The organism is Rhodanobacter glycinis, assembly GCF_900114325.1.
GTDB lineage: Bacteria > Pseudomonadota > Gammaproteobacteria > Xanthomonadales > Rhodanobacteraceae > Rhodanobacter_A > Rhodanobacter_A glycinis.
Window position 1 is genome coordinate 201,439 of the sequence record NZ_FOSR01000004.1, and the last position, 22,618, is coordinate 224,056.

21 protein-coding genes are annotated in these 22,618 nt (G+C 65.0%); 13 read left to right on the plus strand and 8 right to left on the minus strand.

Going from position 1 to position 22,618, the window contains the following annotated elements; all coding sequences use genetic code 11:
- The first annotated feature begins 69 nt into the window (after positions 1–69).
- From BMY90_RS06380 to plsB, 3 genes are all read left to right on the plus strand, one after another.
- A complete protein-coding gene (locus BMY90_RS06380) occupies positions 70–963 on the plus strand; it encodes a 5'-nucleotidase, lipoprotein e(P4) family (RefSeq protein ID WP_092702600.1) in 894 nt (297 codons plus the stop codon).
- A 371-nt stretch (positions 964–1,334) separates the two neighbouring features.
- On the plus strand, positions 1,335–2,318 hold the full coding sequence (locus BMY90_RS06385; RefSeq protein ID WP_092702602.1) for a hypothetical protein: 984 nt from the start codon (positions 1,335–1,337) through the stop codon (positions 2,316–2,318).
- 42 nt (positions 2,319–2,360) lie between these two features.
- The gene (plsB, locus tag BMY90_RS06390; protein WP_092702604.1) at positions 2,361–5,003 is read left to right on the plus strand and encodes a glycerol-3-phosphate 1-O-acyltransferase PlsB; all 2,643 of its coding nucleotides are present in this window, start codon (positions 2,361–2,363) and stop codon (positions 5,001–5,003) included.
- Positions 5,004–5,166: 163 nt separating this feature from the next.
- Here plsB and BMY90_RS06395 read toward each other — a convergent pair whose 3' ends face one another.
- The 4 genes from BMY90_RS06395 to BMY90_RS06410 are packed head-to-tail and all read right to left on the minus strand — an operon-like array spanning position 5,167 to position 8,288.
- A complete protein-coding gene (locus BMY90_RS06395) occupies positions 5,167–6,117 on the minus strand; it encodes a c-type cytochrome (RefSeq protein ID WP_092702606.1) in 951 nt (316 codons plus the stop codon).
- Positions 6,114–6,797: a c-type cytochrome gene (locus BMY90_RS06400; RefSeq protein ID WP_092702607.1), complete on the minus strand. Its 684-nt coding sequence runs from the start codon at positions 6,795–6,797 to the stop codon at positions 6,114–6,116. Before BMY90_RS06400 ends, BMY90_RS06395 begins: the two co-directional genes overlap by 4 nt.
- Positions 6,794–7,741, minus strand: a complete 948-nt coding sequence (locus BMY90_RS06405; protein ID WP_092702609.1) for a molybdate ABC transporter substrate-binding protein — start codon at positions 7,739–7,741, stop codon at positions 6,794–6,796. The genes BMY90_RS06400 and BMY90_RS06405 overlap by 4 nt, the downstream gene beginning before the upstream one ends.
- A gap of 10 nt (positions 7,742–7,751) precedes the next feature.
- A complete protein-coding gene (locus BMY90_RS06410; RefSeq protein WP_008208792.1) occupies positions 7,752–8,288 on the minus strand; it encodes a DsrE family protein in 537 nt (178 codons plus the stop codon).
- 134 nt (positions 8,289–8,422) lie between these two features.
- On the opposite strand from BMY90_RS06410, the gene ubiE reads away from it, so the two are divergent.
- The 4 genes from ubiE (at position 8,423) to BMY90_RS06430 (ending at position 12,495) form a co-directional block, all read left to right on the plus strand.
- On the plus strand, positions 8,423–9,172 hold the full coding sequence (gene ubiE, locus BMY90_RS06415) for a bifunctional demethylmenaquinone methyltransferase/2-methoxy-6-polyprenyl-1,4-benzoquinol methylase UbiE (RefSeq protein WP_008208790.1): 750 nt from the start codon (positions 8,423–8,425) through the stop codon (positions 9,170–9,172).
- A gap of 107 nt (positions 9,173–9,279) precedes the next feature.
- Positions 9,280–10,728, plus strand: coding sequence for a class I SAM-dependent DNA methyltransferase (locus tag BMY90_RS06420; RefSeq protein WP_092702611.1), 1,449 nt, complete (start codon positions 9,280–9,282; stop codon positions 10,726–10,728).
- Positions 10,725–11,933 (plus strand): restriction endonuclease subunit S, encoded by a 1,209-nt coding sequence (locus BMY90_RS06425; RefSeq protein WP_092702613.1) that lies wholly within the window; start codon positions 10,725–10,727, stop codon positions 11,931–11,933. The genes BMY90_RS06420 and BMY90_RS06425 overlap by 4 nt, the downstream gene beginning before the upstream one ends.
- A 130-nt stretch (positions 11,934–12,063) precedes the next feature.
- Positions 12,064–12,495: a UPF0158 family protein gene (locus BMY90_RS06430; RefSeq protein WP_092702615.1), complete on the plus strand. Its 432-nt coding sequence runs from the start codon at positions 12,064–12,066 to the stop codon at positions 12,493–12,495.
- Between the two features lie 125 nt (positions 12,496–12,620).
- On the opposite strand, the gene BMY90_RS06435 is transcribed toward BMY90_RS06430, so the two are convergent.
- Both BMY90_RS06435 and BMY90_RS06440 read right to left on the minus strand, forming a co-directional pair.
- Positions 12,621–13,847 carry a type II toxin-antitoxin system HipA family toxin gene (locus BMY90_RS06435; protein WP_092702617.1) on the minus strand — a complete coding sequence of 409 codons (1,227 nt, stop codon included), beginning with the start codon at positions 13,845–13,847 and terminating at the stop codon, positions 12,621–12,623.
- Positions 13,837–14,100 (minus strand): helix-turn-helix domain-containing protein, encoded by a 264-nt coding sequence (locus tag BMY90_RS06440; RefSeq protein ID WP_008213686.1) that lies wholly within the window; start codon positions 14,098–14,100, stop codon positions 13,837–13,839. The genes BMY90_RS06435 and BMY90_RS06440 overlap by 11 nt, the downstream gene beginning before the upstream one ends.
- A 228-nt stretch (positions 14,101–14,328) precedes the next feature.
- Here BMY90_RS06440 and BMY90_RS06445 point away from each other — a divergent pair, with 228 nt between their 5' ends.
- From BMY90_RS06445 to hsdR, 3 genes are read left to right on the plus strand one after another with little or no spacing between them, the layout of a single operon-like run.
- Complete coding sequence (locus BMY90_RS06445) at positions 14,329–14,619, plus strand: ribbon-helix-helix protein, CopG family (RefSeq protein WP_008213687.1); 291 nt, start codon at positions 14,329–14,331, stop codon at positions 14,617–14,619.
- Positions 14,616–14,915 (plus strand): type II toxin-antitoxin system RelE/ParE family toxin, encoded by a 300-nt coding sequence (locus BMY90_RS06450; protein ID WP_008213688.1) that lies wholly within the window; start codon positions 14,616–14,618, stop codon positions 14,913–14,915. The genes BMY90_RS06445 and BMY90_RS06450 overlap by 4 nt, the downstream gene beginning before the upstream one ends.
- Positions 14,908–17,223, plus strand: coding sequence for an EcoAI/FtnUII family type I restriction enzme subunit R (gene hsdR / locus BMY90_RS06455; RefSeq protein ID WP_092702619.1), 2,316 nt, complete (start codon positions 14,908–14,910; stop codon positions 17,221–17,223). The genes BMY90_RS06450 and hsdR overlap by 8 nt, the downstream gene beginning before the upstream one ends.
- A 141-nt stretch (positions 17,224–17,364) precedes the next feature.
- Here the strand turns inward: hsdR and BMY90_RS06460 are convergent, their stop codons facing one another.
- A complete protein-coding gene (locus tag BMY90_RS06460) occupies positions 17,365–18,054 on the minus strand; it encodes a glutathione S-transferase family protein (RefSeq protein WP_092702621.1) in 690 nt (229 codons plus the stop codon).
- A 26-nt stretch (positions 18,055–18,080) separates the two neighbouring features.
- Positions 18,081–18,995 carry a DMT family transporter gene (locus BMY90_RS06465; RefSeq protein WP_092702623.1) on the minus strand — a complete coding sequence of 305 codons (915 nt, stop codon included), beginning with the start codon at positions 18,993–18,995 and terminating at the stop codon, positions 18,081–18,083.
- A 126-nt stretch (positions 18,996–19,121) separates the two neighbouring features.
- Between BMY90_RS06465 and BMY90_RS06470 the strand changes: the two genes are divergently transcribed.
- The 3 genes from BMY90_RS06470 (at position 19,122) to pip (ending at position 22,563) form a co-directional block, all read left to right on the plus strand.
- The gene (locus BMY90_RS06470; RefSeq protein ID WP_092702625.1) at positions 19,122–19,616 is read left to right on the plus strand and encodes an Lrp/AsnC family transcriptional regulator; all 495 of its coding nucleotides are present in this window, start codon (positions 19,122–19,124) and stop codon (positions 19,614–19,616) included.
- A 106-nt stretch (positions 19,617–19,722) separates the two neighbouring features.
- Entirely contained in the window at positions 19,723–21,504 is a 1,782-nt protein-coding gene (acpA, locus tag BMY90_RS06475; protein ID WP_092702627.1) for an acid phosphatase, read from the plus strand.
- A gap of 105 nt (positions 21,505–21,609) precedes the next feature.
- Positions 21,610–22,563 carry a prolyl aminopeptidase gene (pip, locus tag BMY90_RS06480; RefSeq protein WP_092702629.1) on the plus strand — a complete coding sequence of 318 codons (954 nt, stop codon included), beginning with the start codon at positions 21,610–21,612 and terminating at the stop codon, positions 22,561–22,563.
- Positions 22,564–22,618: the final 55 nt, after the last annotated feature.

The window sequence follows — 22,618 nt, forward strand, 5'->3', positions numbered from 1 at the left end:
GTTTGCATCCGGCTGTCACGTTAAACTTTGATGATGTGCGCTTTCCGCCCTACGTCACCAAGGTCGACCATGTCCCGTTTCCTGCCGGCGCTGCTGTGCGCCTCGCTGCTGGCCGGCTGCGCCAGCGCGCCCGCCCTCCAACCCGCTGCGCCGACCACGCCTTCCGTGCCAGCACCGGCAACTGCCGCCACGCCGCCCAACGACAATCTCGACGCCGTGGCCTGGACGCAAACCGCGATCGAGCACGACCTGATCTACCTGCAAACGTATCGCGACGCCGAATCACGCCTGCTCGCCGCCTTGCACGACCCACACTGGGACGCACTGCCCAAGGACGACCGCGTCGCCCCGCTGAAAGGCCTCAAGCCCGCCGTGGTGCTGGATATCGACGAGACCGCGCTGGACAACTCGCCCTACCAGGCTCGCCTGGTCAAGAACGGCGGCGAATACAACGAAGCCAGCTGGGCCGCCTGGTGCAAGGAAGAGCGCGCCCGCGCGCTACCCGGCGCCGTGGCATTCACCCGGTTTGCCGCGAAACACGGCATCGCGGTGATCTTCATCTCCAATCGCGACAAGAGCCTGGACAACGTCACCGTGGCCAACCTGCGCAAGGTGGGCTTTCCGGTGCAGGGGCCGGACGCGTTCCTCGGCCTGGGTACCTTCGTGCCCGGCTGCGAGCAGATCGGCACCCAGAAGAGCTGCCGGCGCCAGCTCATCAGTCGCAAATACCGCGTGCTGATGCAATTCGGCGACCAGCTCGGCGACTTCGTCACCGTGATCGCCAACAGCGACGCCGGGCGTGCCAAGGCCGTGGCGCCTTACATGCAGTGGATCGGCCGGCGCTGGTTCGTGTTGCCCAACCCCACCTATGGCGACTGGCAGCCGGCCCTGTTCGGCAACAATTGGAGCGCGCCACCACAGGAACGCCGGCGCGACATGATTCACGCACTTCGCGAACAATGATTTCCTTTCAAATCAATACATTTCTGCATGATATGCAAAGTATTGCCTTAAGTTTCACAACTGGGTAACATTTGCCTTGCCCGACCCTGTTGGTCGCCATCCGGCGTCGCAGGCAAGGCCATTTCCCTTCCGGCTCTGCCGGCACGAGCCCCGCGAGACCTCAACGTCCGTGGGGTTTTTCTTGGCCGATCACTTCGTTCGCCGACCTCGTGCCGGGCGCTCCCCATGGAATGGTCGCGCGGAGTGCGACGGGCATCCGGAGACCGTGGGCGGGCTCTCGGCTATCATCCCTCCCCTTGCATTTGTCACGGCATCCGACCGGATGCCCCATCCCGCCGGCGCCTCAGGCGCCCTCAGCCGCGAGATATTCCATGCGCTTTCCTGCCTTGCACCGCCTTTTCCTGCCGCTTGTCGCCACCGTGGCGCTGGCTGCCTGCCATCACCAGAACGCTGCCGACGTCTCCGGTGGCAGCACCCCTGAAGCGGCCGTGCAGGAATCGGTACAGCTGATCAAGGACGGCGACTTCGGCGGCTTCTGGAAGCACGCACTGCCGCCGGCCGACTACACCCAGATGCGCGCCGACTGGAGCCAGCTGCATCTTGACCAGCGACCGATCACGGCCGCCCAGCGCGCCCGCTTCACCGAAGCCATGCAGAAGCTCACCGCGCCCAACGCCGAAACCGAGCTGTATACGGAGCTGCAGCCCAAGCTGACGCAGATGCAGAAGCAGTACCAGGACCAGATCCCGGTGCTGATCGGCGTGGGCCAGGCCATTGCCAGCACCGGCATTGCCCAGTCCAAGACCCTCACCGAGGCGCAGAAGAAGCAGGCCAATGACGTGCTCGCCGCGATGCTGCCGTGGGCCCAGAAGGCACCCTGGTTCGACCAGGCCAAGGCCAAGCAGGCCGTGGGTGTGGTCGTGGCCACCGCCCGCCAGCTCGACCTGAAGAGTCCGGACGAACTGCGCACGCTGGATTTCGACACCGCCATGAAGAAGTACGCCGAGGTGTTCGGCGGCTTCAAGCAGTTGCTGGCGATCTACGGGCTGTCCATCGACGACACCCTGAACTCGGTCAAGGCCACCACCGTGAACATCACCCACGGCCACGCCCACGTGCAGGTCAGCTACACCCTGCTGGGCAAGCCGTTGAGCACCGATACCCAGATGATGCTGGTCAACGGCCGCTGGTACAACGAAGCCCTGGTGGACAGCGTGCGCAAGGCCCACCAGCAAGTGGTGGAGCGCAAGGCCGCCGCTGCAGCCAGCGCTGCCGCCCCGGCAAAGGCCGCCAGCGTGCCCCCGGCGCCAGCAGCCACCGCGGCGCGCGCCCCCAGCGCGCCAACAAAGCCTTAACCCCGGCCAGTACGGTCCACCCGGTACAATTCACCGATGCCGATGCCGAACATGATGACCGCGGACAGCCCCGCGCGTAGCCGCACGCCCTGGTGGTTCCGGGTCGGCGGCCAACTGCTCGAACCCTGGGTGCGCATTCGCCGCGAACCAGCCGAACCGACCAGCTTGCTGCAGGCCGGCACGCCGGTCTGCTACGTGATCGAGCGCGACGGTTTCTCCGACATGCAAATCCTGGAGCGGGCCTGCCGCGAGGCCGGCTTGCCCAGCCCGATGCAGCCGCTGGCCGGCACGCGTCGGCGGCGCTCGGTATTCGCGCTGGCCCATCGCGACGGGCGTCTGCTCGGCCGCAATCGCCACCGTTCGCCGAACGAACCGCTGGGCCAGCTCACCCGTGCGCTGGAGGCCGATCCCGAACGCGACATCCAGATCGTGCCGGTGTCGATCTACGTGGGTCGCGCACCAACCCGCGAATCGGGCTGGTTCAGCGTGCTGTTCTCGGAGAACTGGGTGGTGGTGGGCCGCTTCCGCCGCCTGCTTGCCCTGCTGCTCAACGGTCGCGACACGGTGGTGCAATTCTCCGCGCCGGTGTCGATGCGGGCGGTACTGAACGAAGGCGGCGACGTCCGCCCGGAACGCTTCGCGCGCAAGATCGCCCGTGTGCTGCGCACGCACTTCCGACGCATCCGTGCGGCGGTGATCGGGCCGGATCTCTCGCACAAGCGCACCGTGGTCGACGCGGTGCTCAATGCCGAACCGGTACGCGCGGCGATCGCCGCCACCGCGGCCAAGGAAAAGATCAGCCAGGCCAAGGCGTGGCGGCGTGCCCAGAAGATCATGCTGGAGATCGCCGCCGACTATTCGCACCCGGTGGTGCGCTCGGCCTCGCTGCTGCTCAGCAACTTCTGGAACAAGCTGTACGACGGCATCACCATGCACCACTTCGACAAGGCCCGCGCCGCCGCGCCCGGCCACGAAGTGATCTACGTGCCCAGCCATCGCAGCCACGCCGACTACCTGCTGATGAGCTACCAACTGCACATGTCCGGCGTGGTGGTGCCGCACATCGCCGCGGGCGTGAACCTGAACCTGCCGGTGATCGGGCCGATCCTGCGCCGCGGCGGCGCGTTCTTCCTGCGCCGCACGTTCAAGGGCAACGCGCTGTACTCGGTGATCTTCAACGAATACGTGGCGCAGCTGATCGACCGCGGCGTGCCGATGGAATACTTCATCGAAGGCGGCCGCTCGCGCACCGGGCGCCTGCTGGCCCCGCGCGCCGGCATGCTGGTGATGACGGTGCGCGCCTTCCTGCGTGCGCCGCGCCGACCGGTGCTGTTCCAGCCGGTCTACATCGGCTACGAGAAGCTGATGGAGGGCAAGTCCTACGCTGGCGAACTGTCGGGCAAGCCGAAGGAAAAGGAATCCCTGCTCGGCCTGCTCAAGGGCCTGAAGGTGCTGCGCCAGCGCTACGGTCATGTGGCACTGAATTTCGGCGAGCCGATCGAACTGAACCCGCTGCTGGATGCGATCAGTCCCGACTGGCGCAAAAGCGTCGACGATCCGGAGACCAAGCCGGAGTGGATCAACGGCGTGGTGGACAAGCTCGCCGAGCAGATCCACATCAACATCAACCGCGCCGCCGACGTCAATCCGATCAACCTGCTGGCCCTGGCGCTGCTGTCCACGCCCAAGCACGCGATGGCCGAGAACGACCTGCTCGCCCAGCTGGAGCTGATGAAGGCGTTGCTGGAAGAGCTGCCCTACTCCGACCGCATCACGCTGACCTCGCTGGCGCCAGCCGCGATCATCGCCTACGGCGAGCAGATGGGCTGGATCCGTCGCATCGCGCATCCGCTCGGCGACGTGCTCACCGCCGACGACGAGCAGGCGGTGCTGCTGAGCTATTTCCGCAACAACGTGCTGCATCTGGTGGCCACAGCCGCGTGGGTGTCGTGCTGCTTCCTCAACAACCGCCGCATGACGCGCAATTCGATCCTGCGCCTGGGCAAGATCATCTACCCGTTCATCCAGGGCGAACTGTTCCTGCCCTGGGACGAGGACGGCTTCGCCGCGCAATTGCAGGCCACCATCGACTTCTTCGTGCGCCGAGGTCTGCTCGAAACCACCAGCGACGGCCGCGTGCTCGAGCGCGGCCCGGGCCAGGACGATGCCGCGTTCCAGCTCAAGACCATCGCGCGCAGCCTGATCCAGGCGTTCGAACGCTACTACATCGCCATCGCCGCGCTGGCCAAGCACGGCCCGCACGCGATTTCCGCGGCGGAGCTGGAAAAAGCCTGCACGCTGGCCGCGCAGCGCCTCAGCCTGCTCAACGAATTGTCCGCGCCGGAGTTCTTCGACAAGGCGTTGTTCCGCGGCTTCATCCAGAAGCTGCGCGAACGCCGCGTGGTGTGGACCGACGACGACGGCAAGCTGGATTACAACAGCGCGCTGGAAGACATGGTGCGCGACGCACGCGTGATCCTGGCGCGCGAGATGCGCCACTCGATCCTGAAGATCACCGGCGGCGACGACAAGGAAAGTCCGCGCGCCGCCGCCGTGCCGAATGATCCCGTCGCCCCCCCCGCTGCACCGGATATTTCGCCCACAGACATCGGCGCCGAGTTGCACGAACGCCACGTGGAAAGCGAGCAACAGGAACACGCGGCCGACGCCACCGACAAGCGTTGATGCCGATCAGGCTAGCCCCTCTCCCCGCGGGAGAGGGGTTGGGGTGAGGGTTCGTGAAGCCTCACGCCTCGCTCCGCCCGTACCCTCTCCCGACTGCCGCCACCCTCTCCCGAAGGGAGAGGGATTCACTCGACCATGTTTGCGCGACATGAGAGCGCCAGCTTCAGTGCGCCGTGCCCCGCCCCAGTAGCTTGCCGTTGACCACGGTGCCGTACAGCGACTGCGGCGTGTCGTGGTACTTGGCCCGCGTGGCCTGGATCGAACCGGCATAACGCGGGTCCTGCGGGCGTTCGTGGGCGTCCATGAAATAGGCCACGTCCCACGCATCCTGATCGCTCAGAGTGTTGCCGCGACCCAACGGCATGTTCGCCTTGATGAAACCCGAGGCGTTGTTCAACTGATGCATGCCCGCGCCCCAGTTGAACGATTGCGGCCCCCACAGCGGCGGGAACACCACGTGTCCGGCCACTTGCTGGCCCTGGCCGTCGTCGCCGTGACAGAACGCGCAATCGCGCTTGAACACCGTCTCGCCGCGTGCGTAGTCAGGCGCCTGCGCGGGCTTGGGCAGTTTCGGATAGCCCCGCCCCGGCAAGGCCTTGCCCACCGGCGCGCCTTCCGACAACCAGTAGGCATAGCTTTCCAGCGCCACCAGCACCGGATCGCCGCCCGGCGGCGCCTTGCCATTCATGCTGAAGCGGAAGCAGCCTTGCAGCCGCTCGGCGAAGGTGTTCACGTGGTGGTTCTTGCTGCGATAGGCCGGATACATCGGCCACGCGCCCCACAGCGGCGCGGCATTCGCCAGCCTGCCCGCGTCGAGATGACAGTTGGCGCAGCTGAGGTGGTTGCCCACATACGCGGCGGCGTATTTGTCCGGCTGCAGGAAAATCTGCCGCCCCAGCGCCACTTCCTTGCCAAAGTCGTTGTCGGGGATCGCGTTGTCCGCGGGCGGCACGAAGGCAGCGGGTGAAGCCTTGGCCACCGTCGTCATGGCATGTGCCGGTGGCGTGGCCGTAGCGGCCGTGGAAACGGCAGCGTGCTCGTGCTGCCCGTTGCCATGGCCGCAGCCCGCCAGCAACAAGGCCAGCCCCAGAACCGGATATCGAAGCGTGCTCATGGCTGCTGTGCTCCTGCTGGCGTCGCGGCCGGTTGCGCGGCATACCATGCGCTGACCGCCGCGATGTCCGACTCGCTCAATTTGCCGGCGACCGTCTGCATCAACTGCAGGGGATCGTTGTGCCGCGTACCCTTCTGCCACGCGTGCAACTGGTTGCTGATGTAGACGGACGATTGCCCGATCAGCGGTGGAAAGTGATCGCCCACACCCACGCCGTCCGGACCATGGCACTGCGCGCAGCCCGGCAGCCCCTTCGACCAGCGGCCGCGCGTGGCCAGCGTTTCGCCAAGCGCTTTCTGCTGCGCGTCCAGCGGCGCGGCCGGTGCCGCTGCCGGCGGTATCGGCAACCGGCTGTAGTACGCGGCCAGTGCCACGCGCTCGGCTTCGCTCAGACCTGCCGCCACCGGTTGCATGGTGGCATTGCTGCGTGCACCACTGGCGAAGTCGTCGAGCTGCTTGTGCAGGTAGGCGGCCGGCAAGCCGGCCAGACGCGGAAAACCCGCCGCCGGCTGACCGCCACCATTGGCGTTGTGGCAGGCCGCACACGGCGCGACGCCACGGCCGTTGCCCTGTTGCGCGATGGCGGCCGCATCCGGCTTGGTGGCCGGCGGTGTGGCCGCCAGCGCGGCACCAGCCAGCAACAGGCCAACGGCCGTGGCGAGAACCGGCACCGCTCTCATGGCTGCGGCGGCTGGAAGCCGTACTTGTGATACACCGCCTGCGCCGCCGGCGACTGCATGAAGGCGAAGAAGTCCTTCGCCGCCTGCGGATGCGGTGCCGCCTTCATGCGCGCAGCGGTATAGGTGGCGGTGGCGTTCTGTGCCGCCGGAATCGCGATGGTCTCCACCGGGTGATGCAGGATCTGCTGCTGGAAATACGCCTCGGTCGACCACACCGGCGCCGCATCGGACTCGCCCTGCAGCACGCGCAGCGGCGACTGCCGATGGTGGATGTGGGTGAGGAAGGTGCTGCCATCCTTCACCTTGGTCACCATCACGGCGTGGTCCAGCGCCTCACCACCGGCCTTGCGGTAACTCACCTCGATCTGTTTGGCGATGCCTTCCCACGCCGGGTTCGGCATGCTGACACGCACGTCCGGACGCGCCAGATCCTTCAAGCCTTCGATGTGCTTGGGATTGCCCTTGGCCACCAGGATCGCCAGCGGATTGCGCGCGTAGTCGGCAGTGGCGGCAAACCAGTGATGCTCTTTCTGCCGTGCCTCGATGGCGCCCTTGCCGGCGGTGTAGATGTCCGGCTTCAGCGCGATACGCAGGTTGCCCATCACCAGCGAACCGGTCTCGATCTGCTTGGCCAGGATGCCCGGCGGCAGCGTTTCCACGTAGATGCGCTGGTATTTCGGATAGGCCTTCTTGAAGGCCGCCATCAGGTCATGCACCACCATGAACTGGTTGCCGGCGAAGAACACCGTGAGCTGCGGGTCGACCACGTCGCCATGCAAGTCGGCGATGGCGTCCACCGGCGGCACGCTGAAGTGCTCGCCACCGGCCGGCGGCGGATTCCACGGCGGCAGGAAATCGGTCTGGCTGGCGAACGCGCCGGTGCAGGCCAGCGCCAGTGCGCCGGCCAGCAGTGCGCGAGTCCAGCGGGCAGGATGCAAGCTCATCGCGGCCTCCTTACAGCGGCATCAGGGCATAGCCCTGCTGCTGCAGTTCGGTGATCGTGGTCAGTGCCGACAGCGCCACTTCGGCATCCTTCGCCACCCAGGCGTTCTGGTAGTGGTGCTCGGCCACCGCCTGCCCGCACACCGCCACCGTGATGCCGGCCTTGTGCAGCTGCGCGATCACCGGCAGGTTGGGATTGTCCACGCCGAACTGTGCGTGATAGTGCGCGTTGTCCAGCACCAGCGCGGTGGCCGGGCCATAAGCAATGGCCACGAACTTCAGATGATCGAGCGGCACACCCGCCGAGACGTACAGGTTGACCGTGCGCGCCACGCGCTCCAGCGCGGGATTCACCTGGTCGGGCTTGGCGCTGGCCTTGGTCATGCCGAACACCACCTTGTAGGTGGCCGTCTTGCTGGGCTGGAACGCGGCGTGCGGCAGCGGATGGAAGTTGCCGGAGGCGGTGATCGCCTGGGACGGTGCAGCAGCAGCGCCAACGCTCAACAGCAGGCCGAGCGTGCCGGCGAGGATCAGATGGGAACGATTCATGGCAACTTCCTCCGGTGAAGATTCGGGATGTAGCCGCAACGCTACGCCCGATCGGTCGATCAGGCCATTTCATGTTCCCTATGGAGCACATAAGCCACTCTTATGCCCTTTGTGAATCCTGTAGCATTTGCCCCATGAGCGAACAGCAAACCACCCATTTCGGCTTCCGTGACGTCCCGGTTGGCGAGAAGCAGAAGCTGGTCGGCCAGGTCTTCACCTCGGTCGCCCGCAGCTACGACCTGATGAACGACCTGATGTCGTTCGGCACCCATCGACTGTGGAAGCGCCACTTCGTTGCCACCAGCGGCGTGCGTCGCGGCGACCGCGTGCTCGACCTGGCCGGCGGCACCGGCGACATCGCCGCGCTGCTCAAACCCGTCGTGGGCACGGACGGCGAAGTGGTGGTGGGCGACATCAACGCCGCCATGCTCGGCGTGGGGCGTGACCGCATGACCGACCGCGGCCTGGTCAGCGGCCTGCGCTGGGCCCAGCTCAACGCCGAATGCCTGCCCTTCCCCGACGCCAGTTTCGACGCCGTGACCATGGCCTTCGGCCTGCGCAACGTCACCGACAAGGACAAGGCGCTGGCCGATATCTGCCGCGTGCTCAAGCCCGGCGGCCGCCTGCTGGTGCTGGAGTTTTCCAAGGTGCAGAGCGAGCTGTTCGGCAAGCTCTACGACTTCCACTCGTTCAAGGTGCTGCCCAAGCTCGGCCAGCTGTTCGCCGGCGACGCCGACAGCTACCAGTACCTGGCCGAATCCATCCGCAAGCACCCGGACCAGCAAACGCTGAAAGGCATGATGGAACGCGCCGGCTTTGGCCGGGTGGAAGTGCGCAACCTGACCAACGGCGTCGTGGCGATCCATAGGGCCTACAAGCTCTAAGCCATCAGGCACCGGCCTGCGCCCATCCGGGGATGGACGTGGCCGACACGCCCGTGCGGCGTGGAACAACCCCGATCCCAAGATACACAGCAGGAAACAAAAACCGCATGTTCGAGAACGCGTTCAACAACATGGACCGCGTCATGCGGAACGACGAAGGCCTGGCTTCCGAGCTGGACTATGCCGAACAGACCTCGTGGCTGCTGTTCCTGAAGTACCTCGACGACATGGAGAAGGAGTGGGAAGACGAGGCCGGACTGGAAGGCCGCGGCTACACCCCCATCCTGGACGAGCCCTATCGCTGGCAAGCCTGGGCCGCACCAAAGGCGACCGACGGCACGCCCGACCTCAACGCCCGCACCGGCAAGGACCTGATCGACTTCGTCAACGGCGAGCTGTTCCCCTACCTGCAGACCTTCCGCGACACCGCGGATGATCCGGACACGCTGGAATACAAGATCGGCGAGATCTTCGCCGAGATCGCCAACCGCTTCCGCTCCGGCTACTCGCTGCGCGACGCACTGGAGATCGTCGACGGCCTCAACTTCGGCAGCCAGCAGGCCAAGTACGAGCTGTCCGACCTGTACGAGACGCGCATCAAGCGCATGGGCAACGCCGGCCGCAACGGCGGCGAGTACTACACGCCGCGGCCGCTGATCCGCGCCATGATCAAAGTGGTGAAGCCCGAGATCGGCGAAACCATCTACGACGGCGCCTGCGGCTCGGCAGGCTTCCTGTGCGAGGCCTGGAGCAGCCTGCGGCGTGACGACCTGTCCGCCGCCGACTGGGACACCTTGCAGCGCAAGACGTTTTACGGCCAGGAGAAGAAATCGCTGGCCTACGTGCTCGGCGTGATGAACCTGATCCTGCACGGCATCGACGCGCCCAATATCCGCCACGCCAACACGCTCAGCGAAAACGTGATGGACATCCAGCAGAAGGATCGTCACGACATCGTGCTGGCCAACCCGCCGTTCGGCGGCGGCGAGCGCAAGGAAGTGCAGCAGAACTTCCCGATCAAGTCCGGCGAAACCGCCTACCTGTTCCTGCAGCACTTCATCCGCAAGCTCAAGGCCGGCGGGCGCGGCGCCGTGGTGATCAAGAACACCTTCCTCAGCAACACCGACAACGCCAGCGTCGCCCTGCGCAAGGAGCTGCTGGAAAGCTGCAACCTGCACACCGTGCTCGACTGCCCCAGCGGCACCTTCCAGGGCGCGGGCGTGAAGACCGTGGTGCTGTTCTTCGACAAGGGCGCGCCGACAAGAAAGGTCTGGTACTACCAGCTCGATCCGGGCCGCAGCCTGGGTAAGACCAATCCGATCAACGACGACGATCTGGCCGAGTTCGTGGCCTTGCAGGCGAGTAAGGCCGACAGCGACAAGAGCTGGTCGGTAGCGGTCGCCGATGTAGACAAGGCGACGTGGGATTTGTCGGTGAAAAATCCGAACGCGCCGCAAGCGGAGGCGTTGCGCAGTCCTGAGCAGATCATTGCGGACATGCTGGCTCGGGATGAAGGGACGGCGCAGATTCTGGAAGAGATTCGGGGGATGTTGTGAGCGTTGACTGGGATCGTGTATCCATTTCCTCCATAGCGGAAGTTGCCAGAGGCGGATCGCCACGCCCAATCAAGAATTTCATCACCGATAGCCCCGATGGAGTGAGCTGGATCAAGATCGGTGATACGGAAAAGGGTGGACGATACATAGATTCCACCAGCGAGAAAATTCGGCGCGAAGGCATAAAAGGGTCACGATGGGTGGAAGAAGGCGACTTTCTTCTTTCAAACTCAATGAGCTTTGGACGTCCGTATATTCTCAGAATATCCGGGTGCATTCACGATGGTTGGTTGGTCCTGAAGCCAGATTATTCTCGCCTTGACCAGGCTTTCCTGTACTACGTCCTAAGCTCCCCGAATACGTTTCGGCAGTTCGATAGTCTTGCGGCGGGATCGACCGTTCGGAATCTTAATATCGATCTCGTGTCCGGCGTGATGATCCCACTTCCGCCGCTGGACGAGCAGAAGCGGATCGTTGCGGTGCTCGATCAGGCCTTCGCCGCCCTCGACCGCGCCCGCGCCCATGTCGAGGCCAATCTGGCGGATGCGGAGGGGCTGCTGGAGAATGCGTTGGACGAAGTTTTTCGAGACCTTGCGTCAAGCAGCCCCGTGGTTAGGCTCGAAGATGCGGTCCACCCCGAGTGCAAACTTTCTTACGGCATCGTTCAACCTGGCGATCTTGTTCAAGGCGGCCTGCCGATTGTTCGACCCGTTGACCTGAAACAACGGGTCATAACCTTGGCCGGTTTGAAGTCAATCGCGCCGGAGTTGGCGGACGGCTACGCGCGAACAAAACTCTTCGGCGGCGAGCTTCTGCTGTGTGTTCGTGGAAGCACCGGCGAGATATCCATAGCCGCACCGGAACTGGCCGGAGGAAACGTCACTCGCGGCATCGTTCCGATTCGGTTTGAGATGGACAAGGTGCTTCCCGAGTTCGCGTATTTCCAGTTTCTGTCTCGGTACGCGCGTGATCAGATTGCTGCGAAGACATACGGCGCCGCGCTCATGCAGATCAACATCAAAGATCTCCGGCAACTCAACTTTGTTTTGCCGCATATTTCCCTGCAAAGCGATATCGTCGTTCGAGCAGAGGAGCTGTATGAGCGCGCAAAGAAATTGAAGGCTGCGTATGTCCAAAAGCTCGCCGACCTCGCCAACCTCCGCCAATCCCTCCTGCAAAAAGCCTTCTCCGGAGAGCTGACATGAAGCAAACTGGAAAAATCTCGACGGCGTCATCGGTAGGAGCGCACCCTGTGCGCGAAATTCCTTTGCGACGTCATAGGCCATTCGCGCACAGGGTGCGCTCCTACAGAAAGCCGGGTTATTCGAACTTCCCATGAGCGAGCAAACTCCCGTCAAGCTGGGTGACCTCGAAGACGCGCTGATGTTCGTGGATGCGGGGAGCGGCTTTGACACTGCCGCCTGGGTATGTCGGGAAACGGGCGCCGTGCTGTGGCACAGCGACGACTCCGACGAGCTCGAACCGTTGCCGGAGGATATCGACGACACAGAGCGCTATGTGCCGGTGCCGGACAAGCGCGAATTCGGGCTGGGCAAGCCGCTGGCGCTGGAGTTTGCCCGCACGCAGCTGCCGGCATGCTACGAGCAGGTTTGCGGGATCTTCGCGCACCGCGGCGCCTATGCCCGCTTCAAGGATCTGCTGGAGCGCCACCAGAGCCTCGACGCCTGGCATCAGTGGGAGTCGGAGCAGACCCGCCAGGCGCTGCGCGCATGGTGCGCGGACAACGGCCTCACCCCGGCCGACTGATTTGGCTCGCGCAGACGAAGCCGCATCGCTGCCGGGTCCGGGCTTGATCAGTCGTTCGGCGGTTGAACGCCATCAGGTTGACGAGCACGAAGCGCGATGATTCAGCTGGTTTCGAGGGGCCGGCGTCACATGGGTGCCCGAGGTGGGCTGATCGACTCGCGACCACGGTCCCATTCGTCCTGAAGTCGCCGGAAGAAAGTGTCATCCACCCGGTCCCGGTTGGCCGAGAGCGAATCCGTCATGGCCTCGCAGACGCGATCAATCACTTTTTCAGGCGAGCGCACAAGACAAAACGTTTTCCCGAATTCGACCAGCTGCTCTCGGTTGGGGTAGCGCGTGCTCTTGTTGAGTTTCAATGCCAGCGTGCGGTCCGTCTGCATTTGTCCCGTCCTGACGTTGATGTCGTCGTAGGCTGCCGTGGTCACCACGTCATAGAGGGGTGACAGGCGCGGCGCGGCGGCGGCCGGGTGTTCGTACAAGAGTCCGAAGTTTTTCAGGTGTGCGTCGCCGTTTCGAACAGCGACACAGAGCACGAAGCACGCATAGAATCGCTGCAGGCTTTCAAGGGCATTCTCGCGGCAGAAGGCTCGAATGAAGCGCGTAACCGCCTCATAACTCTGGGTGTACTTGTAGTGGCCGGTCGGCTCGCGAGGCAGGTTCATGAGCACGGTCATGTCTTCGAAACCCATGGGCTTGTCGCCATCGAGATCGAAGCGCTTCATGACGAAGAGCGAGCTGTCGTCGGACAGCCAGAATTCCGGGACACTGATGCCGGCGCGCCGCGCGGCATCCATGCACAGGAATTCGTTGGCCGACAGGTGGGGGTAGTCCTCGCCACCGGACTTCACGATCAGATCGGAATGCAGCATGGTGGCCCGATCGCTCATCGGCTTGTCGGCGTCCGGCAGCATGACTTTGGGCTGCGCGCCCGAGATGCCCGAGTCGAAATACATGTCCACCAGGTGCTCGAACATCTCGTTGCTCGCCCGTTCGGACAGGAGGCGCCTGAGTCCGATTTCCGCCGGTTTTCCGGTGCTGGTCTGCCCCGGGATGGTGTACGTCAGCCGACCAATGGTTTGCTGCCCGGTGATGCCCAGCAGGCGCATGTCGTCGATCTTCTCGAACTTGGCCAGGCGCCGAATGATCCGCTCATGCAGGAACCCTTCGGGGAGCGACATCGAAAACACGGGGGGCAGCTGGTTGCCGCTGTAGCTCGCGGCCCGCAGCGGCATCAGCAAGGAGACCGCGGCCGAAGGATCCTTGGTGCTGTAATTGAAGGCGTACTGCGACTGGCGATAGATGTCGCCGGCCTCGCCTTGGGGGGTGGCGACGCTGAGCTGCTTAATCTTCATCGGCTGGATCCAGCAGAGAGCTGATCTGATCGATATCCGGACGGGCGTCGATGATGGCAAGACCCTTTCCAAGCGCGGCCAGGGTGGCCATCAGGGTGTTGAGCGAAACGTTTTTGCCCGCCTCCAGGTCCAGGATGGTCTGACGACGGCAGTCCGCGCCGAGAGCCAGATCATGCTGACTCCGACCCAACGCCTTGCGCTCTGCCCGAAGGGCCTGACCAAGCTCGCGTGCATTCAAAATGATGGCAGTCATGTTCGTTCAATCGCACATATATGAATTTATGTTATAAAATGTACGCTTTAACGAACTTCAAATCAATAGAGCTGATCATGCCTCGTTGACCAACGAGTGCGGCGAAACTGTCGCCGCCGTGAGCTTCGGCCCCGGAAATATCAAGGCGGTTGCGACCAGTGGCGTTGCCGGCATCCTGTGACACAGACGTGCTACATTTGCGCAAGATACCTCCGCCTGAGCGTTTCCATGAGCACCACGACCATCCGCCTGCCCGATGAGCTGAAGGCCCGCGTTGCCGAGGCGGCAGCGCAGGCGGGCACGACGTCGCACAATTTCATCCTGGAGGCGATCGCGGAAAAGGCGGACGCGGCTGAGCGCCGAGCCGACTTCCACACCGAAGCGGACCGACGCTATGCGGAATTCCTGAAAACCGGCGAAAGCATCCCGTGGGACGACATGCGCCGGTATCTGGAGGATCGCCTTGCCGGCAAGCCGGCCACGCGCCCTTCGGCACGCAAGCTGGATCGACACGGGTGACACGCATCGAGCTGCTGCCCGGCGTGTTCGACGACCTGAAGCGCATCGTCGACCAACTGCTGCAGCACGACGTCGAGCAGGCGCTAGCACGGGGCCACGAAATCGTCAGCGCGATTCAGGTGTTGGCGAACAATCCACTGATCGGTCGCCCGATGGGCAGCGACAAATGCGAATTGGTGGTGGGCCGGGGTTTGAACGGTTACGTGGCGCTGTACCGCTACGTGCCGCCGATCGATACTGTATTTGTACTGGCCATACGTGCGCAACGCGAAGGGGGCTACGCACGGCATGAATGAAACCGAAGCCGATACCCGCGCCAACCGCATCGACCCGGTGCTGCGTGACGCCGGCTGGGGCGTGGTCGAGGGATCGAAGGTCAATCGCGAGATGATCTGCCCAGGCCGGATTACCGGTGGCGGCGGGCGCGCCAACCCGCTCTCGGCCGACTACGTGCTGAGTTACCGCGACCGCAAGCTGGCGGTGATCGAGGCGAAGCGTGCCGGCCTTGGCCATACCGCGGGCGTGGGTCAGGCCAAGGATTACGCCACGCGGCTGCAGGCGCGCTTTGCCTACGCCAGCAACGGCGTCGGCTGGTACGGCATCGACATGCAGACCGGCAAGGAAGGCGATATCGCCTTGCCGTTTCCCACGCCGCAGGAGCTGTGGGCGCGCTGTTTCCCCGAAGGCAACGACTGGCGCGACCGCTTCGGCGCGGTGCCGTTCGAGACCGGCGGCGGCAAGTGGCAGCCGCGCTACTACCAGCACAACGCGATCACCGCGGTGCTGGAGGCGATCGCCAAGGGCGAGCAGCGCATCCTGCTGACGCTGGCGACGGGCACCGGCAAGACTTCCATCGCGTTCCAGATCGCGTGGAAGCTGTTCGAATCCAGCTGGAACCTGAGTCGCGATCCGGTACGGCGTCCGCGCATCCTGTTCCTGGCCGACCGCAACATCCTGGCCGACCAGGCCTATAACGCGTTCAGCGCGTTTGCGCCCGATGCGCTGTGCCGCATCAGCCCGGACGAGATCCGCAAGCAGGGCCGGATTCCGAAGAACGCCAGCGTGTTCTTCACCATCTTCCAGACCTTCATGACCGGCACGGACCAGGACGGCGAACCGCAGTTCACCTTCGAAGGCTATCCGCCGGACTTCTTCGACTTCATCGTCATCGACGAATGCCATCGCGGCGGCGCCCGGGACGAAAGCAGCTGGCGCGGCATCCTCGAATACTTCGCGCCCGCCGTGCAACTGGGCATGACCGCCACGCCCAAGCGCGACGCCAATACCGACACGTACCGCTATTTCGGCGACCCGGTCTACAGCTACGCGCTGAAGGAAGGTATCGGCGACGGCTTCCTCACCCCGTTCAAGGTGCGCCAGACGGCCAGCACGCTGGACAGCTACACGTACTCCGATGAGGACGAGGTGATCGGCGGCGAAATCGACCCGGACAAGGAATACACCGAGGCCGACTTCAACACGAAGATCATCATCGACGCACGCGAGGAAAGCCGCGTGCACGAGTTCATGGACCAGATCGACCAGCGCCAGAAGACCCTGGTGTTCTGCGCCACGCAGGACCACGCCGCGCGCGTGCGCAATGCCATCAACCAGATCAAGGACAACCCCGACCCGCACTACTGCGAACGGGTGACCGCCGACGACGGCAAGCTGGGCGAACTGCACCTGCGCGAGTTCCAGGACAACGAGAAGACGCTGCCGACGATCCTCACCACGTCGAAGAAGCTCTCCACCGGCGTCGATGCGCGCAACGTGCGCAACATCGTGCTGCTGCGCCCGATCAAGTCGATGATCGAGTTCAAGCAGATCATCGGCCGTGGCACGCGCACCTTCGACGGCAAGGACTTCTTCACCATCTACGATTTCGTGAAGGGCTACGAGCACTTCAACGATCCGGAGTGGGATGGCGAGCCGTTGCCGCCGGACGAACCGCGCCGTCCGAAGGATTCCGGGAGTACCGGTGAAGTCCCGCCGCAGCCCGGCGAGGTAAAGGAAACGCCAGAGCCCGTGGCGAAGATCGTGGTGAAGCTGGCCGACGGCAAGGAACGCTCGATCCGCTACCTCGCCGCCACCACCTACTGGCACGAGGGCCGGCAGATCACCGCGCAGGAATTCATGCAGCAACTGTTCGGCGACCTTGGCAACCTGGTCGCCTCGGAAGATGAGCTGCGCGCCGTATGGAGCGACCCCGACCGGCGCGAGGCCTTCCGGCAGCGCCTGGCGGAACTCGGCTACGACGCCGACCGGCTGGACGACATGCGGCGACTGATCGACGCGCCCGACAGCGACATCTTCGACGTGCTGGCCTATGTCCGCTTCACGCTGGCGCCGCTGTCGCGCACCGAGCGTGCCGGTGCCGCACGCGCGACCGGGCTGGGCGGCTACCAACGCGAGATGCGGGCGTTCCTCGACTACGTGCTCGACGCCTACGAAAGGCATGGTGCGGACGAACTGGCCTCACGCAAGATCGCCGACTTCCTGCGCATCCGCTATGGCGGCACCAATGACGCAAAACGCGCGCTGGGCCCGGTACCCGCGATACGCGAGGCCTTCGTCGCGATCCAGGCACATCTTTATCGATAAGGGGCCGAAGATCCCGGGTGTACGCGGCGGTTCCGCCAGAACAAGTGGGCGCGGTGCACTGGCGCGCGCCTGCCCTGTCCACGGCGGCCACCACGGCGACGCTGGCCGCCATCGGGCGTCGTCGCCGCGCGCTGCGGCGCCTCAGGCCGTGCGCAGGTCCTGCAGCCAGGTACCGACTCGGCGCGCCTCGTCCTCGTGGTCCGGATCGCGCCAGGTTTCGGCCAGTGCCGCGGCGTACCAGTCGCGCATCGCGGGCCGTTCGAGCAGGCGTTGCGCGTAAGCCATCGAGTCCGCATCCAGCGACAAGCCGTAGCTCTGGATGCGAAACGCCACGGGTGCGTAGAACGCATCGACCGCACCGAACGTGGCGCCAGCAAGGAACGGACCGCCGAAACGCGTCAGCCCCTCGTTCCACAACTCGCCAAGCCGCGCGATGTCCTTGCGCAGCGCTTCGTCCGGTGCATCGATGCGCACGCGGATGCCGCAATTCATCGTGCACACAGTGCGCAACGCGGGAAACCCGGAGTGCATCTCGGCCGTGGTCGAGCGCGCCCACGCCCGCGCCACCGGATCGGCCGGCCACACGTCCGGATGCCGCTCGGCCAGGTATTCGGCGATGGCCAGCGAATCCCATACCGTGGTGTCGGCGTCACGCAGGCACGGCACCTTGCCGGTGGGCGAAAATGCCCGGAACGCACTCCAGCTCGACGAGGTGCCGGGCGCGAACGGCACCAATTCCTCCTCGAACGGAATGTCCAGCTCGCGCATCAGCACCCACGGCCGCAGCGACCACGAGGAGTAATTCTTGTTGGCGATGTAAAGCGTGTACATGGCATGCTCCAGTGCAGGAAACGATGTCAGGCTTGTTCGCAGACCTCGACGGCAGGTGCCGGCACGACTCGCCGCCGCGCATTCGCCAGCACCACACCGGCGATGACGATGACGCCGCCGACCAGCACCATCGGCCCCGGAATCTCATGCAGCCACAGCCAGCCGATGACGATGGCAATCGGTGGCGACAGGTAGATGAAGCTGGACACGCGCGAGGCACTGGCGCGGTGTATCGCGAAACTCCACGCCAGGTAACCAAGGAAGCTGGGCGCGATGCCCAGCCACAGCAGCGAAGCCATGTGCGGCCACGGTGCCGCGGCCAGCGCCCACGGCAGGTGCCAGCCAAATGGCAGCGCGCCCAGCGTGCCGGCGAAGAAAGTGGACGCGGTGACGCTGAGCGTGCCGTGGCGCGCGAACAGCGGCTTTTGCCCCACGAAGAAGATCGCCGACACCAGCACGCAGACCAGCACCAGCAACGCCTTCGGATCGGCCTCCACGCGCTGCCCGCTGGCCAGCACCACCAGCACCGTCCCCACCAGCGCCACGGCCAGACCCAGCCAGGTGCGCAAGCTCAAACGCTCGCGTAGCCAGAAGGCCGAGACCACGGCCGTCGCCGCCGGCACCAGCGAAATGATGATCGACGCGGTACCGCTGGCAATGCGTGTTTCCGCGTAGTTGAGGCAGACGTGGTAGGTGGTCAGGCCGATCACGCCCAGCAGCGCCAGTTGCGGCCAGTCGCGCACGGGCGGCAGCGGCTGGCGCCGGATCACCAGCAATGCTGCAAAGCACAGCGAGGCGATCAGCAACCGCGCCAGCGCCACCTCGCCAGGTGTGAACGAAGGCAAGGCATAGGCGATCGCGGCATACGCCGACGACCAGGTGAACAAGGCAACGGCAATCGCGAACAGCGCGCCGCCACCGAGACGTTCGGAGGTACTCATGAATCCGGTTTCCACAGGGGTGGGGAAGTGCGCATCCTAGTCCTGCCGCGGCCACTGCGGAATAATGGATCGATACGTCGACGCCTTGTTTCACCGTCGATCGAAACATCATCGAGGATTCCGACCTTGGCTTCGAAACCCGAACTCGACCACAAGGACTGGCAACTGCTGGAAGCGCTGCAACGCGATGCCCGGCAGGGCTATGCCGAACTGGGCCGCGCGGTGCGACTGTCCGCGCCGGCGGTGGCCGAGCGCGTGAAACGGCTGGAGGAAGCCGGCGTGATCAGCGGCTATCGCGCGGTGGTCGTGCCGAAGCGATTGGGCTACAGCATCGACGCGATGATCCGGCTGCGCTGCGACGGCGGCATCTGCGCGCGCATCGGCCAGCACGTGGCGGACATCCACGAAGTGCTCGACTGCCGCCGCCTTGCCGGCGAGGACTCGGCCCTGCTGCACGTGGTGGCGATGTCCGTGGCGCATCTGGAAACCGTGCTTGATCGCTTGCTGAAGATCCATCCCAGCGTCAGCACCACCACGCTGGTGGTGTTGCAGACGCCACATGCCGACCGCCCCATCACGCGCGCGATGTGGGATGCGGCGTGTGCGTTGTCGCATGACTGAATGCATGCCGAAACGACATGCGTGACCTTTGCCGGGCACGCCATTCGCCCTTGCGGCGCATACTCGTTCACTGACTGTCTCCTACCGCCATCGCCAACGGTTCGCCATGACTCACAAGAACACACCTGACAAGAGCAGGCCCGACAAAAGCAGGCCTGACAAGAGCACGATCGACAAGCAACCGTCCGTTCCCACCGTCGAATCCGCCGACGCCCCCGCCGATCCCGGCCGCCGACGCCTGCTGGGTGGCATGGCGCTGGCTGGTGCGGCGCTGGCCGCCACCGGCTGCCAGCCACAAAGCAGCACGAAGCCCGCTGCCGGCAAGCCAGCCGCGGTGGCAGGCTCCGGCCCGCGCGATGCCGCCGCCCTTGACGCCGCGCTGCGCGAACACATCCGGCACGTGGTGGTGATCTACGCCGAGAATCGCGCCTTCAACAATCTGTTTGCTGACTTCCCCGGATTACAGAATCCACTCGCCGCACTGAAGCCCGAGCAGTACCGCCAGCGCGACCGCGACGGCAGTGAGCTGGCCACGCTGCCGCCGATCTGGCACGGTCTGGTCAAGCACGAGCAGGTGGTGAACCACCGCACGTGGAAGATCGACGAGGACGCCATCACCGGCTTGCCCAACGCGCCGTTCGCACTGGCTGCGCCCGATGGCACGCCGCTGCCGCATGGCGTGGTCACGCGTGATCTGATCCACGCCTTTTACCAGAACCAGCAGCAGATCAACGGCGGCAAGAACGACGGCTTCGTGGCCTGGGGCGACAGCGGCGCACTGGTAATGGGCCACTACGCCGACAGCGCCAGCAACCTGCGCCTGTGGCGGCTGGCCGAGCAGTACACCTTGTGCGACAACTTCTTCATGGGCGCCTTTGGCGGCTCCTTCCTCAACCACCAGTACCTGGTCGCCGCCCAACCGCCCTACTACCCGCACGCCGACACCAGCCCGGCGAAGCTGCAGATCGCGCGCATCGAAGGCGACGACCCCACGGGCCTGGTGCTGAAGCTCACGCCCGATTCTCCCGCCAGCGCCATGCAGGGCCGCGCCAAGCCGCTGGGACCCAACGCGCTCACGCCTGACTTCTGGGCGGTGAACACCATGGGCCCACCCTACCAGCCGGCATGGACGAAAGACCCGGCCCATCCGCTGCTGGCCGATCCGAATGACTACGGCACCCTGCCACCGCAAGTACACGCGAACATCGGCGACCGGCTCAGCGCCGGCGGCGTGGACTGGGCCTGGTATGCCGGCGCATGGCAGATGGCGCTGGACGGCAACGGCGACCACGGCATCCGCGCCAGCTTCCCGGAAAGTCCCAACTTCCAGAACCACCACCAGCCGCTGAACTACTTCAAGAACCTCGCCCCCGGCACCGCCGCGCGTGGCGAACACCTGCGCGACGGCGGCACCGGCGAAACACCGAAAACCAACCGCCTGCTCGCTGCCATCGAAGCCGGCGAACTGCCCACGGTCACCTTCTACAAGCCGCAGGGCAACCTCAACATGCACGCCGGCTATTCCGACGTGGAAGCCGGCGATCGCCACATCACGCAGGTCGTCGCCGCGCTGCAGAAAAGCCCGCTATGGCAGCACGCCATGGTGATCATCACCGTCGACGAAAACGGCGGCTGGTGGGATCACGTGGCCCCGCCCAAGGGCGACCGCTGGGGACCGGGCACGCGCATCCCCGCCCTGGTCGTCTCGCCACACGCGAAGAAGGGCCACGTCGAGCACACCATTTACGACACCGGTTCGATCCAGCGCTTCCTCAACCGCCGCTTCAACCTGGAACCGCTGCCCGGCATCGTGATGCGCGACAAGGCGATGATCGCCGCCGGCGGCAAGGCCCCCGGCGACCTGACCGAAACATTGCAGTTCGGCTGACCACCCGTCCATCAAAACCCGTAGGAGCGCACCCTGTGCGCGATGGCATCACGCCCAGAGCGTTCGCGCACAGGGTGCGCTCCTACAAGAATCCGTGGAGTTCCCATGCGCGAGCTGTACCCCGAGATCGAACCCTTTCGCACCCACCGCCTCGCCGTGAGCGACCGCCACACGCTCTACATCGAGGAATGCGGCAACCCGGCCGGCGTGCCGGTGGTGTTCCTGCATGGCGGGCCGGGCGCGGGCATATCGCCGAATTACCGGCGCTACTTCGATCCGGCGCGCTACCACATCGTGCTGTTCGACCAGCGTGGCGCGGGCCAGTCCACGCCCTTCGCCGACCTCACCGACAACACCACCGCGCACCTGGTCGCCGATATCGAGGCCATTCGCGAATTGGTGCAGGTCGAACGCTGGGTGGTGTTCGGTGGTTCGTGGGGATCGACGCTGGCGCTGGCCTACGCCGAGGCCCATCCCGAGCGCACACTCGGCCTGGTGTTGCGCGGCATCTTCCTCGCCCGCGACGAAGAACTGCGCTGGTTCAACGAGATGGACGGCGGCGCGCAGTACATCTTCCCCGAACGCTGGGCACGCTTTCGCGATTTCATCCCCGCAGCCGAACGCGACAACATGACCGAGGCGTACTGGCGCCGGCTCGATGGCGATGACGAGGCCACGCGGCTCGCCGCCGCACAGGCCTGGAGCGCCTACGAAGGCGGCAGCACCACGCTGGTCCACGATCCCGATGCCCCCGGCGACTTCGACGAGCCGCACCGGGCGGTGAGCCTGGCCCGGCTGGAAGCGCACTACTTCCGCCACGGCATGTTCCTGCAGCCGGACCAGCTGCTGCGCGATGCGGGCAAGCTGCGCCACATTCCCACCACCATCGTGCACGGTCGCTACGACATCATCTGCCCGGTGAAAACCGCGCTCGACCTGCACCGAGCCCTGCCCGAAGCGGAACTGCACATCGTGCTGGCCGGCCACAGCTCCGCCGATCCGGCGATCGTCGACGCACTGGTGCAGGCCACCGACAAGCTGGCCGATCGGTACACCTGAACGCCCACCGCAGCTCGTAGGAACCCGCTCGCGGGCGATGCTTCTGTTCTGGCGC

Excerpts from the sequence above, each read along its gene's own strand:
- BMY90_RS06465 (WP_092702623.1), bottom strand. The coding sequence starts at position 18,995 with ATGAGTACCTCCGAACGTCTCGGTGGCGGCGCGCTGTTCGCGATTGCC.
- BMY90_RS06420 (WP_092702611.1), top strand. The coding sequence starts at position 9,280 with ATGTTCGAGAACGCGTTCAACAACATGGACCGCGTCATGCGGAACGAC.
- BMY90_RS06430 (WP_092702615.1), top strand. The coding sequence starts at position 12,064 with ATGAGCGAGCAAACTCCCGTCAAGCTGGGTGACCTCGAAGACGCGCTG.
- BMY90_RS06380 (WP_092702600.1), top strand. The coding sequence starts at position 70 with ATGTCCCGTTTCCTGCCGGCGCTGCTGTGCGCCTCGCTGCTGGCCGGC.
- BMY90_RS06410 (WP_008208792.1), bottom strand. The coding sequence starts at position 8,288 with ATGAATCGTTCCCATCTGATCCTCGCCGGCACGCTCGGCCTGCTGTTG.
- BMY90_RS06445 (WP_008213687.1), top strand. The coding sequence starts at position 14,329 with ATGAGCACCACGACCATCCGCCTGCCCGATGAGCTGAAGGCCCGCGTT.
- BMY90_RS06400 (WP_092702607.1), bottom strand. The coding sequence starts at position 6,797 with ATGAGAGCGGTGCCGGTTCTCGCCACGGCCGTTGGCCTGTTGCTGGCT.
- plsB (WP_092702604.1), top strand. The coding sequence starts at position 2,361 with ATGCCGAACATGATGACCGCGGACAGCCCCGCGCGTAGCCGCACGCCC.
- ubiE (WP_008208790.1), top strand. The coding sequence starts at position 8,423 with ATGAGCGAACAGCAAACCACCCATTTCGGCTTCCGTGACGTCCCGGTT.
- pip (WP_092702629.1), top strand. The coding sequence starts at position 21,610 with ATGCGCGAGCTGTACCCCGAGATCGAACCCTTTCGCACCCACCGCCTC.
- acpA (WP_092702627.1), top strand. The coding sequence starts at position 19,723 with ATGACTCACAAGAACACACCTGACAAGAGCAGGCCCGACAAAAGCAGG.
- BMY90_RS06395 (WP_092702606.1), bottom strand. The coding sequence starts at position 6,117 with ATGAGCACGCTTCGATATCCGGTTCTGGGGCTGGCCTTGTTGCTGGCG.
- BMY90_RS06385 (WP_092702602.1), top strand. The coding sequence starts at position 1,335 with ATGCGCTTTCCTGCCTTGCACCGCCTTTTCCTGCCGCTTGTCGCCACC.
- BMY90_RS06440 (WP_008213686.1), bottom strand. The coding sequence starts at position 14,100 with ATGACTGCCATCATTTTGAATGCACGCGAGCTTGGTCAGGCCCTTCGG.
- hsdR (WP_092702619.1), top strand. The coding sequence starts at position 14,908 with ATGAATGAAACCGAAGCCGATACCCGCGCCAACCGCATCGACCCGGTG.
- BMY90_RS06435 (WP_092702617.1), bottom strand. The coding sequence starts at position 13,847 with ATGAAGATTAAGCAGCTCAGCGTCGCCACCCCCCAAGGCGAGGCCGGC.
- BMY90_RS06405 (WP_092702609.1), bottom strand. The coding sequence starts at position 7,741 with ATGAGCTTGCATCCTGCCCGCTGGACTCGCGCACTGCTGGCCGGCGCA.
- BMY90_RS06460 (WP_092702621.1), bottom strand. The coding sequence starts at position 18,054 with ATGTACACGCTTTACATCGCCAACAAGAATTACTCCTCGTGGTCGCTG.